The organism is Neobacillus sp. WH10 (assembly GCF_030123405.1).
In the GTDB taxonomy this organism is placed as follows: domain Bacteria; phylum Bacillota; class Bacilli; order Bacillales; family Cytobacillaceae; genus Neobacillus.
The window spans coordinates 1,476,073-1,495,961 of record NZ_CP126110.1; the positions used below are offsets into that span (position 1 = coordinate 1,476,073).

The following is a 19,889-nucleotide window of genomic DNA, read 5'->3' on the forward strand; positions in this document are numbered from 1 at the left end:
GGGAAGCTTAGTGAGCATAAGCTTCGCATTCGAAAAGCTATGCTTTTCGATGAACTACACCTTTGTCCTTGCCAATATGCGAGTTTTCTTTAAAAGATAGCTTGGATTTTTCTTTTTTTCACATACTAACATTGTGTAATGAAAAAGGAGGTCCTCTTTTATGAAGAAGTTGACAGGATGGTTCATGGCTGTGGTACTTTTGCTCTCTCTTACGAATGTAAATGTAAAAGCTGAACCTATAGGAAGACCCACACTTAACTTGTATGAACAAAATACAATGTCTGTTCTCTGGTACCAAAAATCTGGGGAAGCAAAGGCATTATATTACCAAGGTTATAATATAGGGAAAATGAGATTGGATGAGATCCTAAGTAAACAACCAAAAAATAATGGTTTAAAGCCCGCGATTGTTCTTGATATTGACGAGACAATTCTGGATAACAGCCCCCATCTTGCATGGTTTGTCCTTAAAGGTAAAGGTAAACCATTCAATTGGAGTGAATGGTTTAACAGGGCGGAAGCTTTGCCTTTGCCTGGTGCGGTTGAATTTTTAAAATATGCAGATTCAAAGGGTGTAGTGATTTACTACATATCCAACCGTAAGGAAGCGCAAAAAGAGGCAACATTGAAAAATTTACAAAGTATTGGTGCCCCGCAAGTGGATACAGATCATGTTTTATTAAGGCAGCCTAGTGAAAACGGCAAAGAAACCCGACGCATGGAAGTTGCGAAAACGCATGAAATCGTATTATTATTTGGTGACAACTTAGGAGATTTTAGCGGTTTTGATAAGTTATCGGTTTCTGAAAGGAATCAAGCTGTTGAAAATTCTGAAGAAGAATTCGGAAAAAAATTAATTGTTTTCCCTAACCCCATGTATGGAGATTGGGAAGGTGCTATATATCATTACGATTACAGAAAATCAGATAAAGAAAAAGCAAAGCTAAGAAAGAAATACTTAGAAACTTACCAACGATAGAGGAACGCTGCCGCCATCATTTGGTCGGTGGCGTTTTGGTTTCTTAACAGGAATTATTTCTTTGTTTATTCCATATTTTTCGTTGGACGAAATCTAGTGATGAGAGTATAGTAGTTTCCATGAGTCTTGTCATATAGGAGGACTGCTATGTTTGGTATATCATTACCGCAATCTTTTTTACAGATGAATACCATTTTTATTTCAATCTTAATCGAAGCCTTACCTTTTGTAACTTTAGGAGTTTTAATTTCAGGAATTATTCAAATTTTTGTTACCGAAGAAATGATTGCTAAAATAATGCCTAAGAATCGTGTTCTTGCGGTGGTATTTGCAAGTTTTTTAGGGATATTATTTCCATCTTGTGAATGCGGGATTGTTCCGATTGTCAGTCGGCTTGTATCAAAAGGTGTTCCGATTTCAGCGGGCATTGCCTTTATGCTTACGGCGCCGATTATTAACCCAGTTGTACTATTTGCAACCTATATCGCTTTCGGCAGTGACTGGAAAATGCCGCTTTATCGCGGACTAGGTGCCATTATTGTTGCAATAGTAACAGGCATATTTATTGCCTATCGATACAAGGGAAATCCATTTAAAGAAAATTATCATCACCATCATAATCATGAAAAGACTACTTTTTGGAAGAAAGTTTGGCGTACACTTGAACATGCCGTTGAGGAATTTTTCTCAATGGGAAAATATTTAGTGATTGGTTCTCTCATTGCTGCTGCGGTGCAAACATATGTTAAAACGTCAACACTTGTTTCCATTGGACAAGGACCTGCATCGTCCTCTTTAGTTATGATGGCATTGTCATTCATTCTTTCATTATGCTCGGAAGCAGATGCGTTTATTGCATCTTCTTTTAGAACGACATTTTCAACTGGGTCACTATTAGCATTTTTAGTTTTTGGGCCAATGGTGGATATCAAAAATTTAATGATGATGCTTGCAACATTTAAAAAACGCCTTGTCCTTATGATTGTTGTTGCTGTTTTTGTAATTGTTTTTGGATACTCTTTGCTGTTTTAAGGAGTTGTTACGATGATTAGAAGTTTGATCCTAATTGGTTTTACTTATTTAATATTTCACCTTCATATTACCGGAGATATTAATAAATATATCAATATGAAATATTCTTACCTATCAGCAGCTGCTGGTTATGCCTTACTATTGTTAACCATTGTTCAAATTCTGATGCTGAATAAGGAGCCTTCAAAAGATGCCGGATGCGACCATGATCATTGTGGTCACAATCATTCAAAAGAAGATAAGTGGTATAAAAAGTTGTATGTCTACCCAATTTTTGCTTTTCCGATTATTTCTGGTTTATTTTTTCCCATCGCTACTCTTGATTCCAATATTGTGAAGGCAAAAGGATTCCATTTTCCTATTTATGATGAAGGACAAGGGGACTCGTTTATGCAGCAACAATTTCTTCGACCAGATACAAGTGTATATTATGGAAAAGATGACTATGATAAGTTAATGAAAAAGGAAAAGAAAAAATACGTAGATCAAAGTACGATTATCTTGAATGATCAAAATTACCTAAAAGGAATGGAAACAATTTATAATTTTCCAGGTGATTTTCTAGGAAAAGAAATTGAATTTAAAGGGTTTGTTTTCAATGATAAGGAAACCATCGATAAAAATCAGCTTTTTGTCTTCAGATTTGGTGTTATCCACTGTATAGCTGACTCCGGAGTCTTTGGAATGCTTGTTGACATGCCGGAGGGAACGAAGTTGAAAAATGATGAGTGGGTTACAGTGAAAGGGAAAATCTCCACGATTTATTATCAGCCATTTAAAACCAATATTCCCTATTTAAAAGTCGAGGAATGGTCAAAGACTGATGCTCCAAAAGAGCAATATGTTTTTAGAGGGTATTAGAAAAGCATCAGTTTAGAGGAAGTCGATTATTTATTCTAATAATGTAATAAAGACACCGAAATCTCGGTGTCTTTTCATAAAAGTAAACAATTTAGCATTTCTTATAATCTAGAATAAAAAGGAGAAAAAATAAGGTCAGATTAGTTATTCACATTTTTTAAAATGTTGATTGCAAAGACAATGATTCCTAAAACCATCAATGTACCACCAGTAGCAACCGCTGGCCCGGCTTTATCCATACCTGATACAAGGAATGCAAGCCCAATCATCATGATTGGTAAGGAGATATTATGCAGCCAGAAATGAACCTTTGCAAGTGCAGTTTTGGCTGCAGTTGGAAAAACGACATAAATAAGTCCTGCGAGTGCCATTGACATCCAGCCTAATAAAATAATATGAACATGAACGGGTGTGAAGCTGAATTTTTCTGTCATTGACATATACATACCGATACAGGCTCCGATGACAAAATACAAAACAGAAATTTTAATAAACTTAACTGCCATCTTTCTACCCTCCTTCAAATTTAAAAATAGTGACTACAGTACTAAATATGAGGGGGTTTTTTAAAAAAGAACTTAGGTTTTAGAGGACAACACATGATTTTTTTCTAAAGAAATAAAAAAAGCCGCCTTTTTATAGGCGGCTCTATCGTTTATAGTAAGGCTTTTATACCTACTAATACAAGTCCAATTAAAAATCCGCAAACAGCCCCATTAACACGAATCCATTGCAGGTCTTTGCCTACATTTGTTTCAACCATTGTAATGAGGGTTTTATCATCAAGTCTTTCTAAATTTTCCTCGACAAGTTTGCCAATCTTTGTATGATTTTTATCAACAAAGCTGGTAATTTGCTGCTTAATCCAAGTTTCTAAAGAATTGACTTTTTCAGGAGTTGCTTTTAAATTTTCTAGCCCATCAATGATAATCGGGAGAATGTAATGATTGAAAAAGTTTGCTTCTTCGACGAAATCATGCGCTTTTTGCTTCAAATTGTTAAGTAAAGAAATAATTTGTTCTTGAGGTTCCCATTTTCCAATCAATTGAGTCTTTAGGTGATTAAGTTCCTCGTAAACTTTTTCATCATTTTTTACTGACTCCAGCTTATTATGAATATGAATCATTAATGTTTTTCTATTTGGATTATAGGGATCCCGAAAGCTGTCCACTCCTTTTAGAATAAGGCTTTGGATAATATTACCCAGCTTTTCTTCGTTAACGAGATTACTAAATGACTTTAATGCAAATTGCATAAACCCATCGGCTTTAATATTTTCTACAGCGTCAACTGCTAACCCGCCTAGCTTGTACTTGGTACTATCTTTTTCCGCCCACTCATAAACTTCTTTTAAAATAATATCAAGTGTTTTTTCATCGTATTTTCTTTCCATAACCTGATCAATTATCAAAGGGAGGTAATTCTTAGTATCTAATTTATATAACTGGGATTTTAATTCCTTTTCAATTACCGGAGCAATTTTCTTAGTATCAATCGTATGAATTAAATGTTGAATCAGATTGATGAAATTTTTTTGAATTGCCTTTGAATGAATTTCCTTGTCAATAATCGAAAACAGCTTTTCAGAAAAATTAAGAGTATCAATTTTTTTTCGAATGCTCTCTTTCGTTAGCCAATCGTTTTCAAGCATCGAGATAATCCCCGCGATAATTCTTTTTCGGTTTTTTGGCAGCAATGCCGTATGGGGGATTGGAATACCTAATGGGTGTCGAAATAAGGCGGTAACAGCAAACCAATCCGCAAGGCCCCCAACAAGCCCTGCTTCAAAACCACCCTGCAGAATGATTCCCCATAGTGAATCCCGTATTGGCATAGTTATCAGAAATCCGATTGCCATCACTGCAAGAGAAATAGTCGCTAAATGCTGCGATTTATTCTTCTGTTTTAACATCTTTATACCCCTCGTTTTTAAATAAATATTATTGTTTAGTGCTATTATCTCAATATAGCTGAAAAAAAAGCAAAAAAAAACATCTTTTTAAAACAGTAATTGCTTAAAAAGAAGTAAAAATACTTTTTATTGTTAGAAAATAGTTACTTTGTTTACAATAAGCGAAACTTTCTTTGCGATAATGGGCATATGGTGGTCAACACTTCAATTGAAATGGACTAAATCGTAAAAGATGGTGCCTTAATTCAATAAAGAATATGGAACAAAAAAATTCCTCTCATCTTTGAGAGGAATTTTTTTTCTGTGGCATTATATGTGTTATCAGACCATCTAGGTCAGTAATATAAAATTGTGTTTTTGGCGCTGCTTTAAGGTATTTGTCCTGTAATAGCTGATAATAATTCACTCTTTGCTGAGGATCAAATTTTAACATTGGAAATTCCTTATTCTCTTTTACATATTGATCAACGGCCTTTTGAATGATATCCATTTCAATTGGAATTTGTTTTTCACTTTCTTCAAATAAATCATAGGTTTCTTTTGACATATAAAACTTTTTAGAAGGAATACCGCCAAGGAGTGAAGCAAGCTGTTTAAAGTCGATACTATTATCCTCTTGAACAAGAATGGTCCGGAAAACTCCCTTTGGCAGATTATTAGAAAACGCCCTAATAGATTTACGTACATCGTCAATAGACACATCTATAATCGGATAGTTTTTGCTATCCTTCAATTTCATATTTACTGTATTCTCATTCCCCTTATCTTTCTGTTTGGGAGATTTAAAGTATTTTTGAACCATTGAGTAAACAGATAGCCAGCCAATTCCTATTCCGAAAAAAAACTTGTACTTCATAATTTTATGCCCCCTTTTAAACAAGACTACCTGAGGCCTCGAATGTTCCGTAATGTTCAACTCCTTTCTATGAAAATTATAGGAATAGAATGATAAGGAACCATTGAGTGAGAGGACTATATTATGTCATATTTATTATATACCAAAATTTTCATTATTGTAACATAGTTCACAATTATTTCTTAATTTTCTGAATAGTAAAGTGGAACATGGCTAGCATTACGTAAGTTTTACAAATTATTTTGTTAAGAATAGTAATTTCAGAAAAGATTATAACAATTAATATTTTACCTTATATTAAAAAAGTTAAAAAAATTTTATTTATTGAAACCTTTTAGTACTTTTTTCGTCTTATTAAATGTTGTAAAATAATCAAGGTGTAAAAAAGAGAAATAGGGGGAATCTTAGATGAAAAAGTTCTTAGTATCATTATCAGCTTTAACGATGGCCATTGGTCTGACTGCTTGTACAAGCAATGAGGAGGCAAAAACAGAAAAGAAGGAAGAACCAAAAGAAGCAGCGGCACCTAAAGTGGATATTAAAAAGGAATTAGTTAAATTCTATATGGATCTTGGAAACAAAATTAATGCAAAAGATGCTGATTTAAATACATATGTGGCAAAAGCAACAAAGGAAGATGCAAAACCGGAAGAATTACCAACTGCCGAGGATAGAGCTAAAGCAAGTGATTCAGCTGGCTCTGTAGCTGCTGAGCTAAATAGCGTGCAAATTCCTGCAGAACTGAAGAACCAAAAGACTGATCTTGAGGCAGCAATAAAGGATTATGCCGCTTCTTACCAAGCTAAAGCAGATGAATTGAAAAAGGATGCTCCATCACTTGATGCAGCGGATGAAATCTTCGCACAAGGTGAAGAAAAACTTGGCAAAGTATTTGAAGGTGAAAAATTACTTCCACCAAGCTTAGCAAAACAAGTAAACTAATAATTAATGAAAAAAGGCCGGATGGAAAATCATCCGGCTTGTTTTTTATTACTATGGATATCCATTTAACATTATATTAATTAATTGCTGAGCCGATTTCTTCATTAAAAGTGACTTGTATTTCGTCGAGGAAATCATCAAAAGATAAGTAAGTCTCAGTATCTTCGAAAAACCAAACATCGTTCCCTTCAACATAGAAGGTAATTCCATTAACTTCTTTAGTAAAGCCAATATTTGCTGGATGTTCTACAGAAAAAGCAAGACTATATCCTTTATGTTTTTGTCCAAATCCGGCATATTGAGGAAACATCCTAATACTGAATGGTTTATTGAGGTCGAATTCTCTTGTGAACCATGAAGAAGCTTTTTCATCGATAGATATGAACATATTATACACCAACCTTTTCCTAGTTGATATTGCATAAGGATTTTGATGAATCGGACAAAATGAGGTTACTCTCCAATTCCTTATATTGAAAGATTATATCTTTTCAAGAATTTTGCATGTGACGTTTTTCACAATCTTCACCTAACCGCAATGATTTAAAAAAATGTTCACTTTTTAGCTTCGAATTGTTCACATGTGTGACTTAAATTAACTGAATGGAGATAAGTTTTAATAAAAAATTTCTAATTGCTCTATTGGAAACCTTTTCAAAGAATTTCAACGTGTATTGTTGCTGTTTTTGTAACATGTTTATAATAAAACGGTGATAAAATAAAATAAAAAAATATGACAAGGGAGGTTTTGAAAATGGAAAAACAATTTGAAATACTAACTGAAACGATACAAGATATTAAAAGCTTAATCAGTACATTTAATGCCACATTGGTAAACATTGAAAAAAGGCTATCGAGCTTAGAGAAGATGGACAGCATAGAGCATAGGGTTGAAGTAAACCAAATTGATTTATCTGATATTAAAGAATCACTCCAGCGCATTGAGGAAAAACAGAGCAGTGAGATTCATCATATCAACCGCCGCCTCGATTCTCATTTAGTGAAATTAGCAAAAGCAGAAGAGGATATCATCATTTTAAAAACAAAATAACTTTAAATGGAGACTGTATGAAATTATACAGTTTTTTTTTATAAAAAATAGACCGAAAGAAATCGGTCTATTTTAAAATGAAAGAAAAGTACTTATGAAAGGACTTCTGATTTAGATAGGGCTATCTGTGGGATGTTGGTTTCTTCATTATGAATATTTTTTGTTACTTCAATATATTTAATATGATGTTCTTCCATATCAAGGATTTTAAAGGTATAAGAATCGTGAAGAATGATGTCGCCTTCTTGAGCCTCGTAATTTTCGGTCAGAATCCAGCCGCCGATTGTATCTATATCTTCATCATCAATTTCAACACCCAATAAATCATTGATCTCACTTACTAAAACCTTTGAGTCAATAATATAATGGTTTTCCTTAATTTTGCGGATTTCTGGAATTTCATCCATATCAAATTCATCACGAATCTCGCCAACAATTTCTTCAAGGATATCTTCAACCGTAACAAGTCCCGATGTTCCGCCGTATTCGTCCATTAAAATCGCCATATGCACACGGTCTTTTTGCATTTTAACTAATAAATCATGGATTGGAATGGTTTCTATTACTCTAATTATTGGACGAGTATAACTTTCTAATGTGTGAGATGATAGTTTTTCATTGCCAATTAAATCGGTCATAACCTCCTTGATATTGACAAGACCAATAATATGGTCTTTATCGCCATCAATGACAGGATATCTTGTGAACTTTTCTTCGCGTAAAACCTGAAGAAAGGTTTCTAATGAATCATCCTTTGACAACGAAACCATTTCTGTTCTTGGAACCATGATTTCTTTTGCAATCCGGTTATCAAATTCAAAAATTTTATTTACATACTTAAACTCCGATTGATTAATTTCACCACTTTTATAGCTTTCAGAAAGGATAATTCGAAGCTCTTCCTCCGTATGGGCTATTTCATTTTCGGACATGGGCTTTAGCCCAAAGACACTAGTAACAACCCGTGCTGACCCATTTAGAACCCAAATAAAAGGGTACATGATTTTATAAAATAGAATCAGCGGACGTGAGACAATCAAAGTGATCAGTTCAGCCTTTTGGATGGCCAGTGTTTTAGGTGCAAGTTCTCCAACCACAACATGTAAAAATGTAATGGTTGCAAACGCAATTCCAACTGATAATATTTGCGATGCGCTCTTAGGAATGTTTAGTTCATGAAAAAGAGGGCCAAGCATGTGCTCAATTGTCGATTCCCCAATCCAACCTAAACCTAAGGCAGTTATTGTAATACCTAATTGACAGGCAGACAGATATTCATCCAAGTTTGATATAACTTTTTTTGCTGAAACAGCATTCGAATTTCCTTCCTCAATTAACTGATCAATTCTTGAACTTCTAATTTTTACAATAGCAAATTCTGAAGTTACAAAAAAAGCAGTTAAGGCAATTAAAATGGCTATAATAACCAAGTTAAATATGTCCAAATAAATTCCCTTATCCGTTTTTTGACGGGTAAGGAGTCACCTCCCAGTTTTTTGAAAAAATTAACTCGTTACATTCAAAAGGGATTTCACTAGTGCTGTCCGGAGCATGCTTAGATTATTCGTTAGCTTCTTTTTTTGTTCGTCATCCAATTTTTCAAGAATTGGTATAAGATCAAATAAGTCACTATTAAGTTGTTTCATAAGCTGTGTTACGGAACTTACATGTTTTTCCACTTCTGATTCACGAATGTTTTTTTCTTTACGCATTTCTAGTTTTCTTTTAATCTCGTCTAATGGAAAGTGCAGACTCTTACATTCTTCTATAAATTTTAAATCCTCTAATGACTCATCCGAATAAATGCGGTAATTTGACTTAGAGCGTTCTGCCTTCAATAACCCTATAGACGTATAATAGTCAATCGTTCGTTTAGAAACCATTGCTATTTCTGCTAATTCACCAATTCGATAGACAGCCCCATCATACCACCTCAACAATATATAAAATTAACAATAATTATAAAGAATTTAAACCGTACAGTCAAACGTTCTAGTTGGGATATTAGTTGATATCAATATTTTATGGGAATTTACAGTAAATATGAATATGGAAATCAAAATATTACAAAAATTAAGCGTTATATATAACGTCCCCAAATCAGGAGACGTTGCTTCCTTTTTAGCGATGGGAAAGTAAACTTTCCCATCATGCATAAGTGCAACTAAGCTTCTGTCTTTGCCTATCGGCTCGCCAATCAGCTAGTTTTCTTTACCTCAATATACATAATATGATGACCTTCAATTTCCTTAATTTGAAAAGTGTATCCGTCCTTTTCAATTACATCATCCTTATGGACATCAAACTTTTGCGTTAAAAACCATCCGCCTATCGTGTCTACATCTTCTTCTTCAAGAGTAGTGCCCAGGAGATCGTTTACTTCGCTGATCAGAACTTTTCCATCCAAAATAAAATTTCCATTTCCCTTTTTCTGAATTAGAGGGAGTTCGTCAATATCAAACTCATCCCGAATTTCCCCGACAATTTCTTCAAGAATGTCTTCAACCGTTACGATTCCTGCGGTACCACCATATTCATCGGATAAAACTGCCAAATGAGAACGGTTTTTTTGTAGCTTCAGTAAAAGTTCTTTAATCGGTATGGTTTCAATCACATGAATAACTGGCTTTAAATATGGAATAAGTGGTTTTTCACCTAAACATTTTTGCTGGATACAATCCGTTAAAACTTCCTTTATATTGACAATTCCTAAAATATTGTCTTTATCACCATCAATAATTGGATACCTTGTATACTTTTCCAGTCTAACTGTTTCGATAATTTCATTCATCGCAGCCTCTTTGGATAGTGTAATGACTTCAGTTCTCGGCACCATGATTTCTTTTGCAATTCGATCATCAAACTCGAATATTTTATTCACATACTTGTATTCGGATTGATTTATTTCACCGCTCTCATAACTATGAGATAGGAGCATTCGCAATTCTTCCTCGGACATTACAAGTTCTTGTTCTGAAGCAGGTTTAATTCCGAATAGCCCTGTTATGTATCGAGCTGAACGATTAAGAATCCAAATGAACGGATATAAAAGTTTATAAAATAATATCAAAGGCTGGGCAACTAACATAATAATTTCTTCAGCCTTTTGGATAGCAAATGTTTTCGGTGCTAATTCCCCGATTACTACATTGAAGAAAGTAATAATCGCAAACGCTAGAACAGTCGAAATAATGGGCTCAATAGATACCGGTAATTGAATCCATGAAAAGATTGGCTCCAAAAGTTTCCGGACCGTAGACTCGCCCCGCCATCCTAAAATTAAAGAAGTAATGGTGATGCCTACTTGTGTGGCCGAAAGGTATCCATCTAAATTAGAGATCACCTTTCTCGCAGCTTCAGCTTTTTTGTTACCTTCGGATACTAATTGGTCTATTCGTGTTGTTCTTACCCTTACGATGGCAAATTCTGAAGCAACAAAAAAAGCAGTAAAGGCAATAAGAACAGCTATTATAATCACATTCATCCAAATCATCAGTCACCCTACAAATAGTAAGGTATGCCACCTCACTTACTATTAACTCTATATACATTCATTATTTCCAACTTTACATAAGATTGTCATAATATTATTTCAAAAAAAGTGTTAATAGAAAAAAACGAGGAAATATAGATAAGAAAATTTGCCGACTAGGGAACCCCATTAGGCGGTTCATGATGCGTAGTCGTCGAAAAACATAGCTTTTGAACTGTGAAGCTTTCCTTAGTGCACTTATGCTTTCCTAGCGGCAAAAAAAAATACCGTCAAACTGACGGCATTAGGTATATTTTTAAATGTGCAAGGAATTCCATTCACGTGCAAGCTTGCTATAAACAATTAGATCATGAAAATGACCATTTAAATGTTCTCCGTCCCTAAGTTTTCCCTCTTTCACAAAACCAAGCCGTTCAGGAATCGCCCTGCTTTTTTTGTTTTTCACACCACAGCGAATTTCTATACGGTTTAATCCTAATTGGAAAAAGGCATAATTAAGAAAGGCATGGACAGACCGAGTGATAATACCATGGCCTTCAGCATTTTTAGCGAGATAATAACCGATACTTGCCATGCTATTGTACCAATCTATTTGATTCAAGCCCAACGAGCCAACGAGTTCCCCTTTATAAACAATACCAACGTTCATTCCGCTATTTTCAGCAAATTGCGTGAGCCACATCGGAATAATGGACTCAAAATGATAAAGGGTTGTCATATTATCCACCCATGGCATCCATTCGCGTAAATGTTCACGATTTTCCTCTACAAGTTTATACAGCTTTATGGCATGATGTGTTTGAAACAATTGAAGTTCGATTTCATGGTCAACTTTTAATGTAAACATAGGCCAATTCTCCCGAAAAAATTTTTTGTATATCATATGCATGAAAGGGCATTGTCGGGAGATCAAACAAATAAAAAAATCCCTGCTTTATTAAAAGCGGGATTTGGCGTTATGCTTATAATATTGTTTCATCCTGACCGGCAGGTGTTAAGGCAAAAGGTAAGTAAATTGAAAAAGTAGTTTTATCCATCGAAGAATCACAGGTTAAATTTCCTTTATGTTTTTCAATGATTTCTTTACATACAAATAATCCAAGACCTGTCCCAAGCTTCTTAGTGGTGAAAAAAGGTTCGAAAATTGTTTTTCGTAACTCTGCCGGGATCACTGGGCCATTATTGGAAATACAGATTTTAATTTGCTGGTTATTTTCCAAACAGCTGCTAATCTCTATGGTGGGAGTAGGAGTCTCATGATGATTTAGAACATCAATGGCATTAAATATGATATTAATAAAAACCTGCCTGATTTCATCAGCATAGCCATTCAAGCTAAAATCTTCACTTAAATCTTTTTTGATTTTTACTTTACCGTCAAGAATACTTGGATAAAGGAAGTTTAATACTTCATCAATAAGTTTATTTAACCCGAATTGAACCTTCTCCTTCCCAATTAATTCTTTTTTGGAAAGTAATAAGAACTGGGATATTCGAAAATTAAGCTGTTCTAATTCACATGAAATGATATCTAAATACCTCATATTTGGAAAATCAGCTTTAAGTAATTGAATAAACCCTTGAATAGATGTGAGCGGGTTTCTAAATTCATGAATAAAACTTGAGGTCATTTGTCCGAGAAGTGTCAAACGATCCTGATGTGTCGAATCAATGAACATCGTCTTTTCTTCAATAATTTTATTTTTTGCTTCCGAAAAATGGGATACGGCATAATATAAAAATTTATCAAAGCAAAAATTGATCAGATTGATTGATTTCTGCATCTCTGACCATGAAATTCCTGTTTTACTTAAATAGCTGTATAAAATCGTTCTGCCAAGATTGACATTATAGACGAAATCACCAATGTTAATATCGGCCAATACCCTTTCTTCTGACACTTCTATCGCAATTTTTTCAATAATATCTAACAGTTCTTGGTTAGATCTTAAATGCATAGTAAGTAGCACATTTAATAGTGCTTCCCCGTTTTCACGAATTTTCATTCTGAAGGGGTCATCAAGATTAATCACAATAGCATTTTCCCATTCTTCTAACAATTTTTCTTTATTTTGATTAAAAAAATCGATTAAATCTGTTTGTTCTCCCGTAAACATTTTGTTTCCCCCTATGGTATTAACAAAACTGATTACCATGATAATTCGCTGATGACGGCAAAAATCCTTTTTAAAATAAGAGATAAATAATTTTCCCAATATGATTTTTGTTAAAAAATATGACTATCTAGGATGATTTAACTAGAACAGGATTACAACATGAGTGTAATAATTTCCTTGTAAAAACAATAAATCAATAGTATATTTTTTATGGAAACAATTGAATACTTCCACAGGGGGAGCTGCTATAGGCGGCTGAGAGTGAACGTTCGAGTTCTGACCCTATGAACCTGTTAGTTAACGCTAGCGTAGGGATGTGGTTTGCCGGATATTAAAGCAATGCAGACAATCCTTTTCGTCTTGCATTGCTTTTTTGTTTTGAAGATAAGAAATAGAATTCCGCGTGCTGTAGCCTTGTTCAAGGCGCTTCCGCTTTTCTTGTTGTCTAGCTACAGCGCCTAGGGGCTCGGGGTCATAAGCCAATCCGTCAAGAAGGCTAAACTGCAGCCTTCTCGTCGGCTCGTCTTATGCCTGGCTACAGGAAGCTATCGCTTTAAGTACGCATTAAGGGAGACTAATCTCTGGCTTCGCTTTGCTTGCCAGTCGATAATTCTCCCTATATCGCCCCTGTTCAAGGCGCTTCCGCTTTTCTTGTTGGCACCATGTTGCTTTTAGGAAGATATCAAACGGATCCAAACATTAATAGGGGGAAAGAAGATTGAACAAAAAGAGAAGTAACACGCTATTTATTACGGAAATTGCTGTTTTTACTGCACTTGCCTATTTACTTGACTTGTTATCGGGATTCTTAATGGCACGATTTTGGCCGCAGGGCGGGTCCATTTCTATCGCTATGGTGCCAATTTTCCTTATGGCATACCGTTGGGGAATAAAGGGAGGATTATTAACAGGTTTTTTACTTGGATTATTACAATTTATTCTTGGCTTCGCACAAATTTATACCATTGTTCAAGGTATCATTGATTATTTTATCGCCTTTACAGTCGTTGGCTTCGCAGGCATTTTTGTTGGTCAAATCCAAAATTCCCTTGCTGAAGGGAAAAAAGGTAAATGGATGATATATGCAGTAACAGGTGCTTTTTTTGGGAGTTTTCTTCGCTATCTATGTCATGTTGTTTCCGGAATTGTGTTCTTTGGTGAATATGCGCCTAAGGGCCAACCGGTAACCATTTACTCGCTCATATATAATGGAACGTATATGCTCCCAAGCTTTGTAATCAGTGCGATAATTATCATTCTTGTGATCGGTGCAATGCCAAAGAAAAGTTTTTTACAAGAACATTAATATCGATGGAAAAAGAAAGGCAGATCGCCTTTCTTTTTTTTTCGAACTTTTGTCACAAAATTAGTATGCTTTTTCCATTAAAAAAGTGTTAAAATGTCAATATAGAAAGATAATCATTCTCAATTAACGTGGATAGGGTGATATACATGTTTGGTTCTTTAAAAGCAGGAGATAAGGGAAAGGTCATTAACATTTCTCATGTTGGTCACCTGGTACAAAGACGTTTGCTTGACTTAGGTATTACCGAAGGATCGGAAGTGTGCGTGAAATGCGTCATGCCCTTTGGCGGCCCAATTATGATTGAATCATGTGGACAATGCGTTGGAATTCGCCGCAAAGAAGCAGTTCAGATTGAAGTGGAGAGAATATAATGGAAATCGCTCTTATTGGAAACCCGAATACCGGGAAAACTTCATTGTTTAATAATCTAACAGGTTCCTATGAGTATGTTGGTAACTGGAGCGGTGTTACAGTTGAAAAGAAAGTTGGCGTATTCAAAAATAATATCGGTCATTTAATTGATTTACCTGGTGTATACACACTTAATCCTCTTTCAAAGGATGAAGGTGTTGTGACTTCCTTCTTTTTAAATGAGTCCGTTGATCGCTTGTTAAATATATTAGATGCATCGCAATTAGATCGGAATTTACATTTGACACTTCAATTACTTGAATTTGAAAAGCCCGCCTTAATCGGCCTTAATATGATTGATGTGGCGAATAAGCGTGGGATTGAAATAGATGCTTCGAAGCTTTCCGATGCCCTTGGTGTCCCTGTAGTTCCTGTCGTGGCAAGGAGCGGAAAAGGTTGTGACAAGCTAGTCGATGTTATCGCAACGAAATCAATTCGTCCAGCGAAAAAGAACCTTGTCTATTATGGAAAAGAGGTTGAGGAAGCTATTATAGAATTGACCGGTGAAATGATGGGGAAAACCGATCACTCTACACGCTTTCTTGCAATTCAATATATTGAAGGAAATGAATATGTCAAAAACTATGTTAAAAGTATTGCTGATTCAAAAAAATTACAAGCGATTATGGCAAACTTAGAATCGAAACTTTTGCAACAAAATGACATTAAATCATTAGCGAACTTTATTTATTTAAAAAGAAAAGAAGTCATTGAAGGAATCGTCGCAGAAGTAGCGAAAAAAAGTGATTCAGTTATTCCGCTGTCAGAAAAAATCGACAGCATTGTAACAAATCGGTTCCTTGGTATGCCAATCTTTTTGCTGTTAATGTATTTGATGTTTATGCTTACATTTGATTGGCTTGGAACGCCATTATCAGATGCGTTAGATGCCTTTTTAACAGGACCTGTAACAGTTGGATTTGAAAATGTTTTAACAGCCATCAATGCATCAGATTTTATTCATGCCCTAATTATTGATGGATTGATAGCAGGGGTTGGCGGGGTTCTTGTGTTTGTACCGCAAATCTTTATCCTTTTCTTCTTTATTTCATTATTGGAGGATTCCGGATATATGGCACGTGTTGCCTTGGTTATGGACAGGATTATGGAATCGGTAGGATTAAATGGTAAGGCATTTATTCCGATGATAATCGGTTTTGGCTGTAATGTACCTGGAATCATGGCTGCTAGAACTATTGAAACCCCGAGGGAGAGGCTTTTAACGATTCTCCTGACACCATTAATGTCTTGTTCAGCCCGCTTGCCCGTTTATGCATTATTTGTAGGAGCTTTTTTTGCCGGCAATAAGGCATTTGTGGTTCTTAGCCTTTATGTTCTTGGTATCGTTGTAGCATTAATCTTAGCAAAAATCTTTTCTACTACTTTATTAAAATCAGAAACATCTTTATTTGTTATCGAACTGCCTCCTTACAGGCTTCCTCAGTTCCAGTCATTATGGAGAAGCACTTGGGACAAAGGGAAGGGGTTTATTAGAAAGGCAGGTACCTTTATTTTTGCCGGCTCCGTCTTTATCTGGCTGTTATCCTACGCTGGTCCTAATGGATTAAAAGTTGATATGGATCATAGTTATTTAGCTGCGATTGGAAATGTTATTGCGCCAATTTTTGATCCAATTGGTTTTGGTACTTGGCAGGCATCTGCTTCATTAATTACTGGATTCCTTGCTAAAGAAGCCATAATCTCAACTATGAATATTATTTATTTTGTTCCAAATGATGCAAGCCTGCAAGGAATTCTTGCTGATTATTATACCCCTCTTGCTGCTTATAGTTTTATGGTGTTTATCCTTTTGTATATTCCGTGTTTAGCAACTACGGCGACAATTTATAAAGAAACTGGATCAAAAAAATGGACGGCTTTTTCAATGATATATGCATTTGTGATTGCCTATGTACTATCCTTAATTATTTACCAAGGCGGAAAGCTGTTTGGACTGGTTTAATTTTAAAAAGAGGTGGAGCAAATGATTGCCAGTGTTATCATCGGTGTTGCGATTTTTGGATACGCCAGCTTTGCATTAGTGAAGTTTATAAATAAATCGAAAAAGGGAAAATGCGCCGCATGTGATTTAAAAAAGTCATGTTCAAGCCAGTGCGGCCTGCCGCCCAATGTAAAATAAATAGTAAAAAAACTGGTATCGATAGCTGATAGCAGTTTTTTTCATATCATTTGATTGATGTAGGGAACTCGTGTAAAATTACACTAGATGCAATTGAAGGAAGGGCTTAACATGACTAGGGATGAAATTATCATGCAGGTTTCTGAAAAGCTTCGTCTAATACGGACTGAAGCAGGGTATACACAGGATAAAATGGCAGATATTATTGGTGTATCAAAGAAAACACTTGTGCAAATTGAAAAAGGAAGAGTTCGAGCAAACTGGCCTACAGTTGTTTCGATTTGTGCTCTTTTTCGCGAAACGGAAACAGTACAATTTTTATTTGGAAACGAACCCCTAGAGGTACTAGAAACGGTTGCCCTCGATGGAATCGATCTTCGGAAAACAAAAACACTTGGCGGCCGCATTTGGTGGCGAGTAGTATCACAAAAAAATGGGATTATTCTTCAGCAAAATATTTTAAGTAAACATTTTCGGATATTAGATGACAGAAATTACCGCATCTTTAGCAGCTTTGATGAAAAGCTTTCAAAACAGCGCTTTAAAGAAATAACCAATAAAGACATGAAAAGATGAGGACTATGCCCCCATCTTTTTTTATGCGATCTATCTTGAACCGTCATAAAAAAGCATTGATAATCGAAAAGTATACCTGTTATAGAGATTACAGATAAAGGATGTCATCGAATTGGTGTTTAAAAGTAAAATGAATGGAATTTTAAAAAACTGGAAAAAGTGGCATTTGCTCCAAGTAATCGTGTTATTGGTGTTAATAATAATCCTAAGCTTTTTTGGACTTCTATATTATTTTTCTAAGGATGCAGATATATCAGAACTGAAAAATGAACTGCCCCAGCCCACCGTTTTTTATGATGTAAGCGGGAACGTGGCAAGTAAGGTATCAGCCAATAAAAATGAAGGAGTGCCAATTGAGGAAGTACCAGATTCAATGAAAAATGCCGTCATTGCCGTTGAGGATCATCGATTTTACCGGCATAATGGTGTTGATTTAATAGGTATGTCTAGAGCTCTCTTCCGTGACCTGAAGGCAGGCGAGATGGTCGAGGGCGGCAGTACGATCACACAGCAATTAACGAAAAATACGATTCTAACTTCTGAAAAAACGCTAAAAAGAAAAATGCAGGAAGTATTTTTAGCCATTGCTGTTGAAAGGGAGTACACAAAACAAGAAATCCTGCAAATGTATTTGAACCAAATTTATTTTGGAAATGGTGCATATGGTATTAAACAAGCGGCCAGCAAATATTTTGCAAAAGAGGTTAAAGATCTGTCTATTAGCGAATCAGCATTACTAGCAGGGCTAATAAAGGCGCCTTCTGCTCTTAATCCTTATGAACATATGGAAAAGGCAACAGATAGACGAAATCTGGTGTTAGCCCTAATGAAACAGCAAGGATTTATATCCAGCAAGCAATATGAAAAAGCGAAACAGGAAAAAGTTGTCTTGAATGATAAAGGCGGCGACCCGTTCCGCGGGAAATACCCATACTATGTTGATCAAGTATTAGATGAGGCTATTAATCAATACGGGTTTACACAGGATGAATTATTGACAGGAGGCTACCAGATTTATACAGAGCTTGATCCGACTATGCAATCGGCGATGGAGCAAACCTATCAAAATGATGCATTATTTCCAAAAGGAAATGACCGTCTTGTGCAAAGCGGTGGTGTTTTACTTGATCCAAAAACAGGCGGGATTAGGGCTCTTGTCGGTGGGAGAGGGGAGCATACCTTTAGGGGCTATAATCGCGCCTCCCAATTAAAAGCCCAGCCCGGTTCTTCCTTTAAACCTTTAGCTGTCTATACTCCGGCACTTGAAGAGGGTTGGAAAATCACAGACATGTTAAAAGACGAGCCAATGAAGTTTGGGAATTATCAACCTAGCAATTATGACCATCAATATGCAGGTGAAGTACCAATGTATGAAGCGGTAAAGGAATCAAAAAATGTTTCAGCGGTATGGCTCCTAAATGAATTAGGAATTGAAAAAGGGATGGATTCGATTAACCGTTTTGGTATTTCATTAGACAAAGAAGATCATAATTTATCAATGGCCCTTGGCGGCTTGCATAAGGGCGTTTCACCATTGAACATGGCAGAAGCTTATTCAGTTTTTCCTAATAACGGTGTTAGAATCAAAGCTCATGCGATCAAAAAAATTGTTGATTCCAATGGCAATGTCGTAGCTGAGTGGAAGGTCCAAAAAGAGCGGGTAACGACAAAAGCTGTTACCGACGATATGACAACAATGCTTCTTGGTGTTGTAGAGCAAGGAACAGGAAAACCGGCACAAATACCAGGCCGGGAAACGGCGGGGAAAACAGGATCTACACAGGTTCCGATTAAAGGGATCAACGGTTTGAAGGATCAATGGTTTGTAGGCTATACACCGCAGTTAGTAGGATCGATTTGGGTTGGCTATGATAAAACGGATGCTGAGCATTATATAACGCCCACTAGCGGAACAGGGGCATCGGTTATTTTCCGAGAAGTCATGAATGAAGCTTTAAAAAATTCACCAAACCAAAGCTTTAAGGTAACCCATATTTCTACACTAATTGAACAGAGAAAAAAGGAAGAAGAAGAAAAGAATCGCGATAATTTTCAAGAGAAATTTAATAATGAAGTGCAAAAGTGGGAAGAAAAATGGAACAAACAAAAAGAGAAGTGGGATAATAAACACAAGAATAAAGAAAAAGGCAACGAACATTAACTCAGGAAGGTGCGAAGAAATTCGTGCCTTTTTTAATTCTTTTTTGCAAGTT

Annotated in this window: 20 protein-coding genes and 1 riboswitch; of the genes, 11 read left to right on the forward strand and 9 right to left on the reverse strand. The window is 35.6% G+C overall.

Translation table 11 applies throughout. The features are described 5' to 3' along the window. Window positions 1–160 precede the first annotated feature (160 nt). The 3 genes from QNH20_RS06880 (at window position 161) to QNH20_RS06890 (ending at window position 2,872) form a co-directional block, all read left to right on the forward strand. Complete coding sequence (locus tag QNH20_RS06880) at window positions 161–979, forward strand: 5'-nucleotidase, lipoprotein e(P4) family (RefSeq protein ID WP_283922152.1); 819 nt, start codon at window positions 161–163, stop codon at window positions 977–979. 147 nt (window positions 980–1,126) lie between these two features. After that, the gene (locus tag QNH20_RS06885) at window positions 1,127–2,011 is read left to right on the forward strand and encodes a permease (RefSeq protein ID WP_283922153.1); all 885 of its coding nucleotides are present in this window, start codon (window positions 1,127–1,129) and stop codon (window positions 2,009–2,011) included. Between the two features lie 12 nt (window positions 2,012–2,023). Next, window positions 2,024–2,872 carry a TIGR03943 family putative permease subunit gene (locus tag QNH20_RS06890; protein ID WP_283922154.1) on the forward strand — a complete coding sequence of 283 codons (849 nt, stop codon included), beginning with the start codon at window positions 2,024–2,026 and terminating at the stop codon, window positions 2,870–2,872. Window positions 2,873–3,012: 140 nt separating this feature from the next. On the opposite strand, the gene QNH20_RS06895 is transcribed toward QNH20_RS06890, so the two are convergent. From QNH20_RS06895 to QNH20_RS06905, 3 genes are all read right to left on the reverse strand, one after another. Then, window positions 3,013–3,378, reverse strand: a complete 366-nt coding sequence (locus QNH20_RS06895) for a cytochrome-c oxidase (RefSeq protein ID WP_283922155.1) — start codon at window positions 3,376–3,378, stop codon at window positions 3,013–3,015. Window positions 3,379–3,527: 149 nt separating this feature from the next. After that, window positions 3,528–4,784, reverse strand: coding sequence for a DUF445 domain-containing protein (locus tag QNH20_RS06900; RefSeq protein WP_283922156.1), 1,257 nt, complete (start codon window positions 4,782–4,784; stop codon window positions 3,528–3,530). A 277-nt stretch (window positions 4,785–5,061) separates the two neighbouring features. Then, window positions 5,062–5,640 carry a DUF3939 domain-containing protein gene (locus QNH20_RS06905; protein WP_283922157.1) on the reverse strand — a complete coding sequence of 193 codons (579 nt, stop codon included), beginning with the start codon at window positions 5,638–5,640 and terminating at the stop codon, window positions 5,062–5,064. 408 nt (window positions 5,641–6,048) lie between these two features. Here QNH20_RS06905 and QNH20_RS06910 point away from each other — a divergent pair, with 408 nt between their 5' ends. Then, window positions 6,049–6,582, forward strand: a complete 534-nt coding sequence (locus QNH20_RS06910; RefSeq protein ID WP_283922158.1) for a hypothetical protein — start codon at window positions 6,049–6,051, stop codon at window positions 6,580–6,582. Between the two features lie 76 nt (window positions 6,583–6,658). Here QNH20_RS06910 and QNH20_RS06915 read toward each other — a convergent pair whose 3' ends face one another. Further along, window positions 6,659–6,970 (reverse strand): HesB/YadR/YfhF family protein, encoded by a 312-nt coding sequence (locus QNH20_RS06915; RefSeq protein WP_283922159.1) that lies wholly within the window; start codon window positions 6,968–6,970, stop codon window positions 6,659–6,661. 366 nt (window positions 6,971–7,336) lie between these two features. Here QNH20_RS06915 and QNH20_RS06920 point away from each other — a divergent pair, with 366 nt between their 5' ends. Beyond that, entirely contained in the window at window positions 7,337–7,633 is a 297-nt protein-coding gene (locus QNH20_RS06920) for a hypothetical protein (RefSeq protein ID WP_283922160.1), read from the forward strand. Between the two features lie 92 nt (window positions 7,634–7,725). On the opposite strand, the gene QNH20_RS06925 is transcribed toward QNH20_RS06920, so the two are convergent. The 5 genes from QNH20_RS06925 to QNH20_RS06945 form a co-directional block, all read right to left on the reverse strand. Beyond that, window positions 7,726–9,078, reverse strand: coding sequence for a hemolysin family protein (locus tag QNH20_RS06925; protein WP_283922161.1), 1,353 nt, complete (start codon window positions 9,076–9,078; stop codon window positions 7,726–7,728). A gap of 60 nt (window positions 9,079–9,138) precedes the next feature. Next, the gene (locus QNH20_RS06930; RefSeq protein WP_349632706.1) at window positions 9,139–9,573 is read right to left on the reverse strand and encodes a MerR family transcriptional regulator; all 435 of its coding nucleotides are present in this window, start codon (window positions 9,571–9,573) and stop codon (window positions 9,139–9,141) included. A gap of 257 nt (window positions 9,574–9,830) precedes the next feature. Next, a complete protein-coding gene (locus QNH20_RS06935; RefSeq protein ID WP_283922162.1) occupies window positions 9,831–11,126 on the reverse strand; it encodes a hemolysin family protein in 1,296 nt (431 codons plus the stop codon). Window positions 11,127–11,421: 295 nt separating this feature from the next. Continuing rightward, on the reverse strand, window positions 11,422–11,973 hold the full coding sequence (locus QNH20_RS06940; protein ID WP_283922163.1) for a GNAT family N-acetyltransferase: 552 nt from the start codon (window positions 11,971–11,973) through the stop codon (window positions 11,422–11,424). A gap of 115 nt (window positions 11,974–12,088) precedes the next feature. Beyond that, window positions 12,089–13,243: a histidine kinase N-terminal domain-containing protein gene (locus QNH20_RS06945; RefSeq protein ID WP_283922164.1), complete on the reverse strand. Its 1,155-nt coding sequence runs from the start codon at window positions 13,241–13,243 to the stop codon at window positions 12,089–12,091. A 225-nt stretch (window positions 13,244–13,468) separates the two neighbouring features. After that, window positions 13,469–13,575: riboswitch (TPP riboswitch) on the forward strand. Between the two features lie 386 nt (window positions 13,576–13,961). On the opposite strand from QNH20_RS06945, the gene thiT reads away from it, so the two are divergent. The 6 genes from thiT (at window position 13,962) to QNH20_RS06975 (ending at window position 19,837) form a co-directional block, all read left to right on the forward strand. Beyond that, the gene (thiT, locus tag QNH20_RS06950; protein WP_283922165.1) at window positions 13,962–14,549 is read left to right on the forward strand and encodes an energy-coupled thiamine transporter ThiT; all 588 of its coding nucleotides are present in this window, start codon (window positions 13,962–13,964) and stop codon (window positions 14,547–14,549) included. Between the two features lie 146 nt (window positions 14,550–14,695). After that, the gene (locus QNH20_RS06955) at window positions 14,696–14,920 is read left to right on the forward strand and encodes a FeoA family protein (RefSeq protein ID WP_283922166.1); all 225 of its coding nucleotides are present in this window, start codon (window positions 14,696–14,698) and stop codon (window positions 14,918–14,920) included. Next, window positions 14,920–16,923 (forward strand): ferrous iron transport protein B, encoded by a 2,004-nt coding sequence (gene feoB, locus QNH20_RS06960; RefSeq protein ID WP_283922167.1) that lies wholly within the window; start codon window positions 14,920–14,922, stop codon window positions 16,921–16,923. Before QNH20_RS06955 ends, feoB begins: the two co-directional genes overlap by 1 nt. Before the next feature lie 21 nt (window positions 16,924–16,944). Beyond that, the gene (locus QNH20_RS06965; protein WP_283922168.1) at window positions 16,945–17,100 is read left to right on the forward strand and encodes a FeoB-associated Cys-rich membrane protein; all 156 of its coding nucleotides are present in this window, start codon (window positions 16,945–16,947) and stop codon (window positions 17,098–17,100) included. A 111-nt stretch (window positions 17,101–17,211) separates the two neighbouring features. After that, window positions 17,212–17,676: a helix-turn-helix transcriptional regulator gene (locus QNH20_RS06970; RefSeq protein WP_283922169.1), complete on the forward strand. Its 465-nt coding sequence runs from the start codon at window positions 17,212–17,214 to the stop codon at window positions 17,674–17,676. Between the two features lie 130 nt (window positions 17,677–17,806). Beyond that, window positions 17,807–19,837: a transglycosylase domain-containing protein gene (locus tag QNH20_RS06975; RefSeq protein WP_283923364.1), complete on the forward strand. Its 2,031-nt coding sequence runs from the start codon at window positions 17,807–17,809 to the stop codon at window positions 19,835–19,837. Window positions 19,838–19,889: the final 52 nt, after the last annotated feature.

Bases quoted from the DNA above. Each gene is read 5' to 3' on its own strand.
- QNH20_RS06880 (WP_283922152.1), top strand. From the start codon at position 161: ATGAAGAAGTTGACAGGATGGTTCATGGCTGTGGTACTTTTGCTCTCT.
- QNH20_RS06885 (WP_283922153.1), top strand. From the start codon at position 1,127: ATGTTTGGTATATCATTACCGCAATCTTTTTTACAGATGAATACCATT.
- QNH20_RS06890 (WP_283922154.1), top strand. From the start codon at position 2,024: ATGATTAGAAGTTTGATCCTAATTGGTTTTACTTATTTAATATTTCAC.
- QNH20_RS06895 (WP_283922155.1), bottom strand. From the start codon at position 3,378: ATGGCAGTTAAGTTTATTAAAATTTCTGTTTTGTATTTTGTCATCGGA.
- QNH20_RS06900 (WP_283922156.1), bottom strand. From the start codon at position 4,784: ATGTTAAAACAGAAGAATAAATCGCAGCATTTAGCGACTATTTCTCTT.
- QNH20_RS06905 (WP_283922157.1), bottom strand. From the start codon at position 5,640: ATGAAGTACAAGTTTTTTTTCGGAATAGGAATTGGCTGGCTATCTGTT.
- QNH20_RS06910 (WP_283922158.1), top strand. From the start codon at position 6,049: ATGAAAAAGTTCTTAGTATCATTATCAGCTTTAACGATGGCCATTGGT.
- QNH20_RS06915 (WP_283922159.1), bottom strand. From the start codon at position 6,970: ATGTTCATATCTATCGATGAAAAAGCTTCTTCATGGTTCACAAGAGAA.
- QNH20_RS06920 (WP_283922160.1), top strand. From the start codon at position 7,337: ATGGAAAAACAATTTGAAATACTAACTGAAACGATACAAGATATTAAA.
- QNH20_RS06935 (WP_283922162.1), bottom strand. From the start codon at position 11,126: ATGATTTGGATGAATGTGATTATAATAGCTGTTCTTATTGCCTTTACT.
- QNH20_RS06940 (WP_283922163.1), bottom strand. From the start codon at position 11,973: ATGTTTACATTAAAAGTTGACCATGAAATCGAACTTCAATTGTTTCAA.
- QNH20_RS06945 (WP_283922164.1), bottom strand. From the start codon at position 13,243: ATGTTTACGGGAGAACAAACAGATTTAATCGATTTTTTTAATCAAAAT.
- QNH20_RS06955 (WP_283922166.1), top strand. From the start codon at position 14,696: ATGTTTGGTTCTTTAAAAGCAGGAGATAAGGGAAAGGTCATTAACATT.
- feoB (WP_283922167.1), top strand. From the start codon at position 14,920: ATGGAAATCGCTCTTATTGGAAACCCGAATACCGGGAAAACTTCATTG.
- QNH20_RS06965 (WP_283922168.1), top strand. From the start codon at position 16,945: ATGATTGCCAGTGTTATCATCGGTGTTGCGATTTTTGGATACGCCAGC.
- QNH20_RS06970 (WP_283922169.1), top strand. From the start codon at position 17,212: ATGACTAGGGATGAAATTATCATGCAGGTTTCTGAAAAGCTTCGTCTA.
- QNH20_RS06975 (WP_283923364.1), top strand. From the start codon at position 17,807: ATGAATGGAATTTTAAAAAACTGGAAAAAGTGGCATTTGCTCCAAGTA.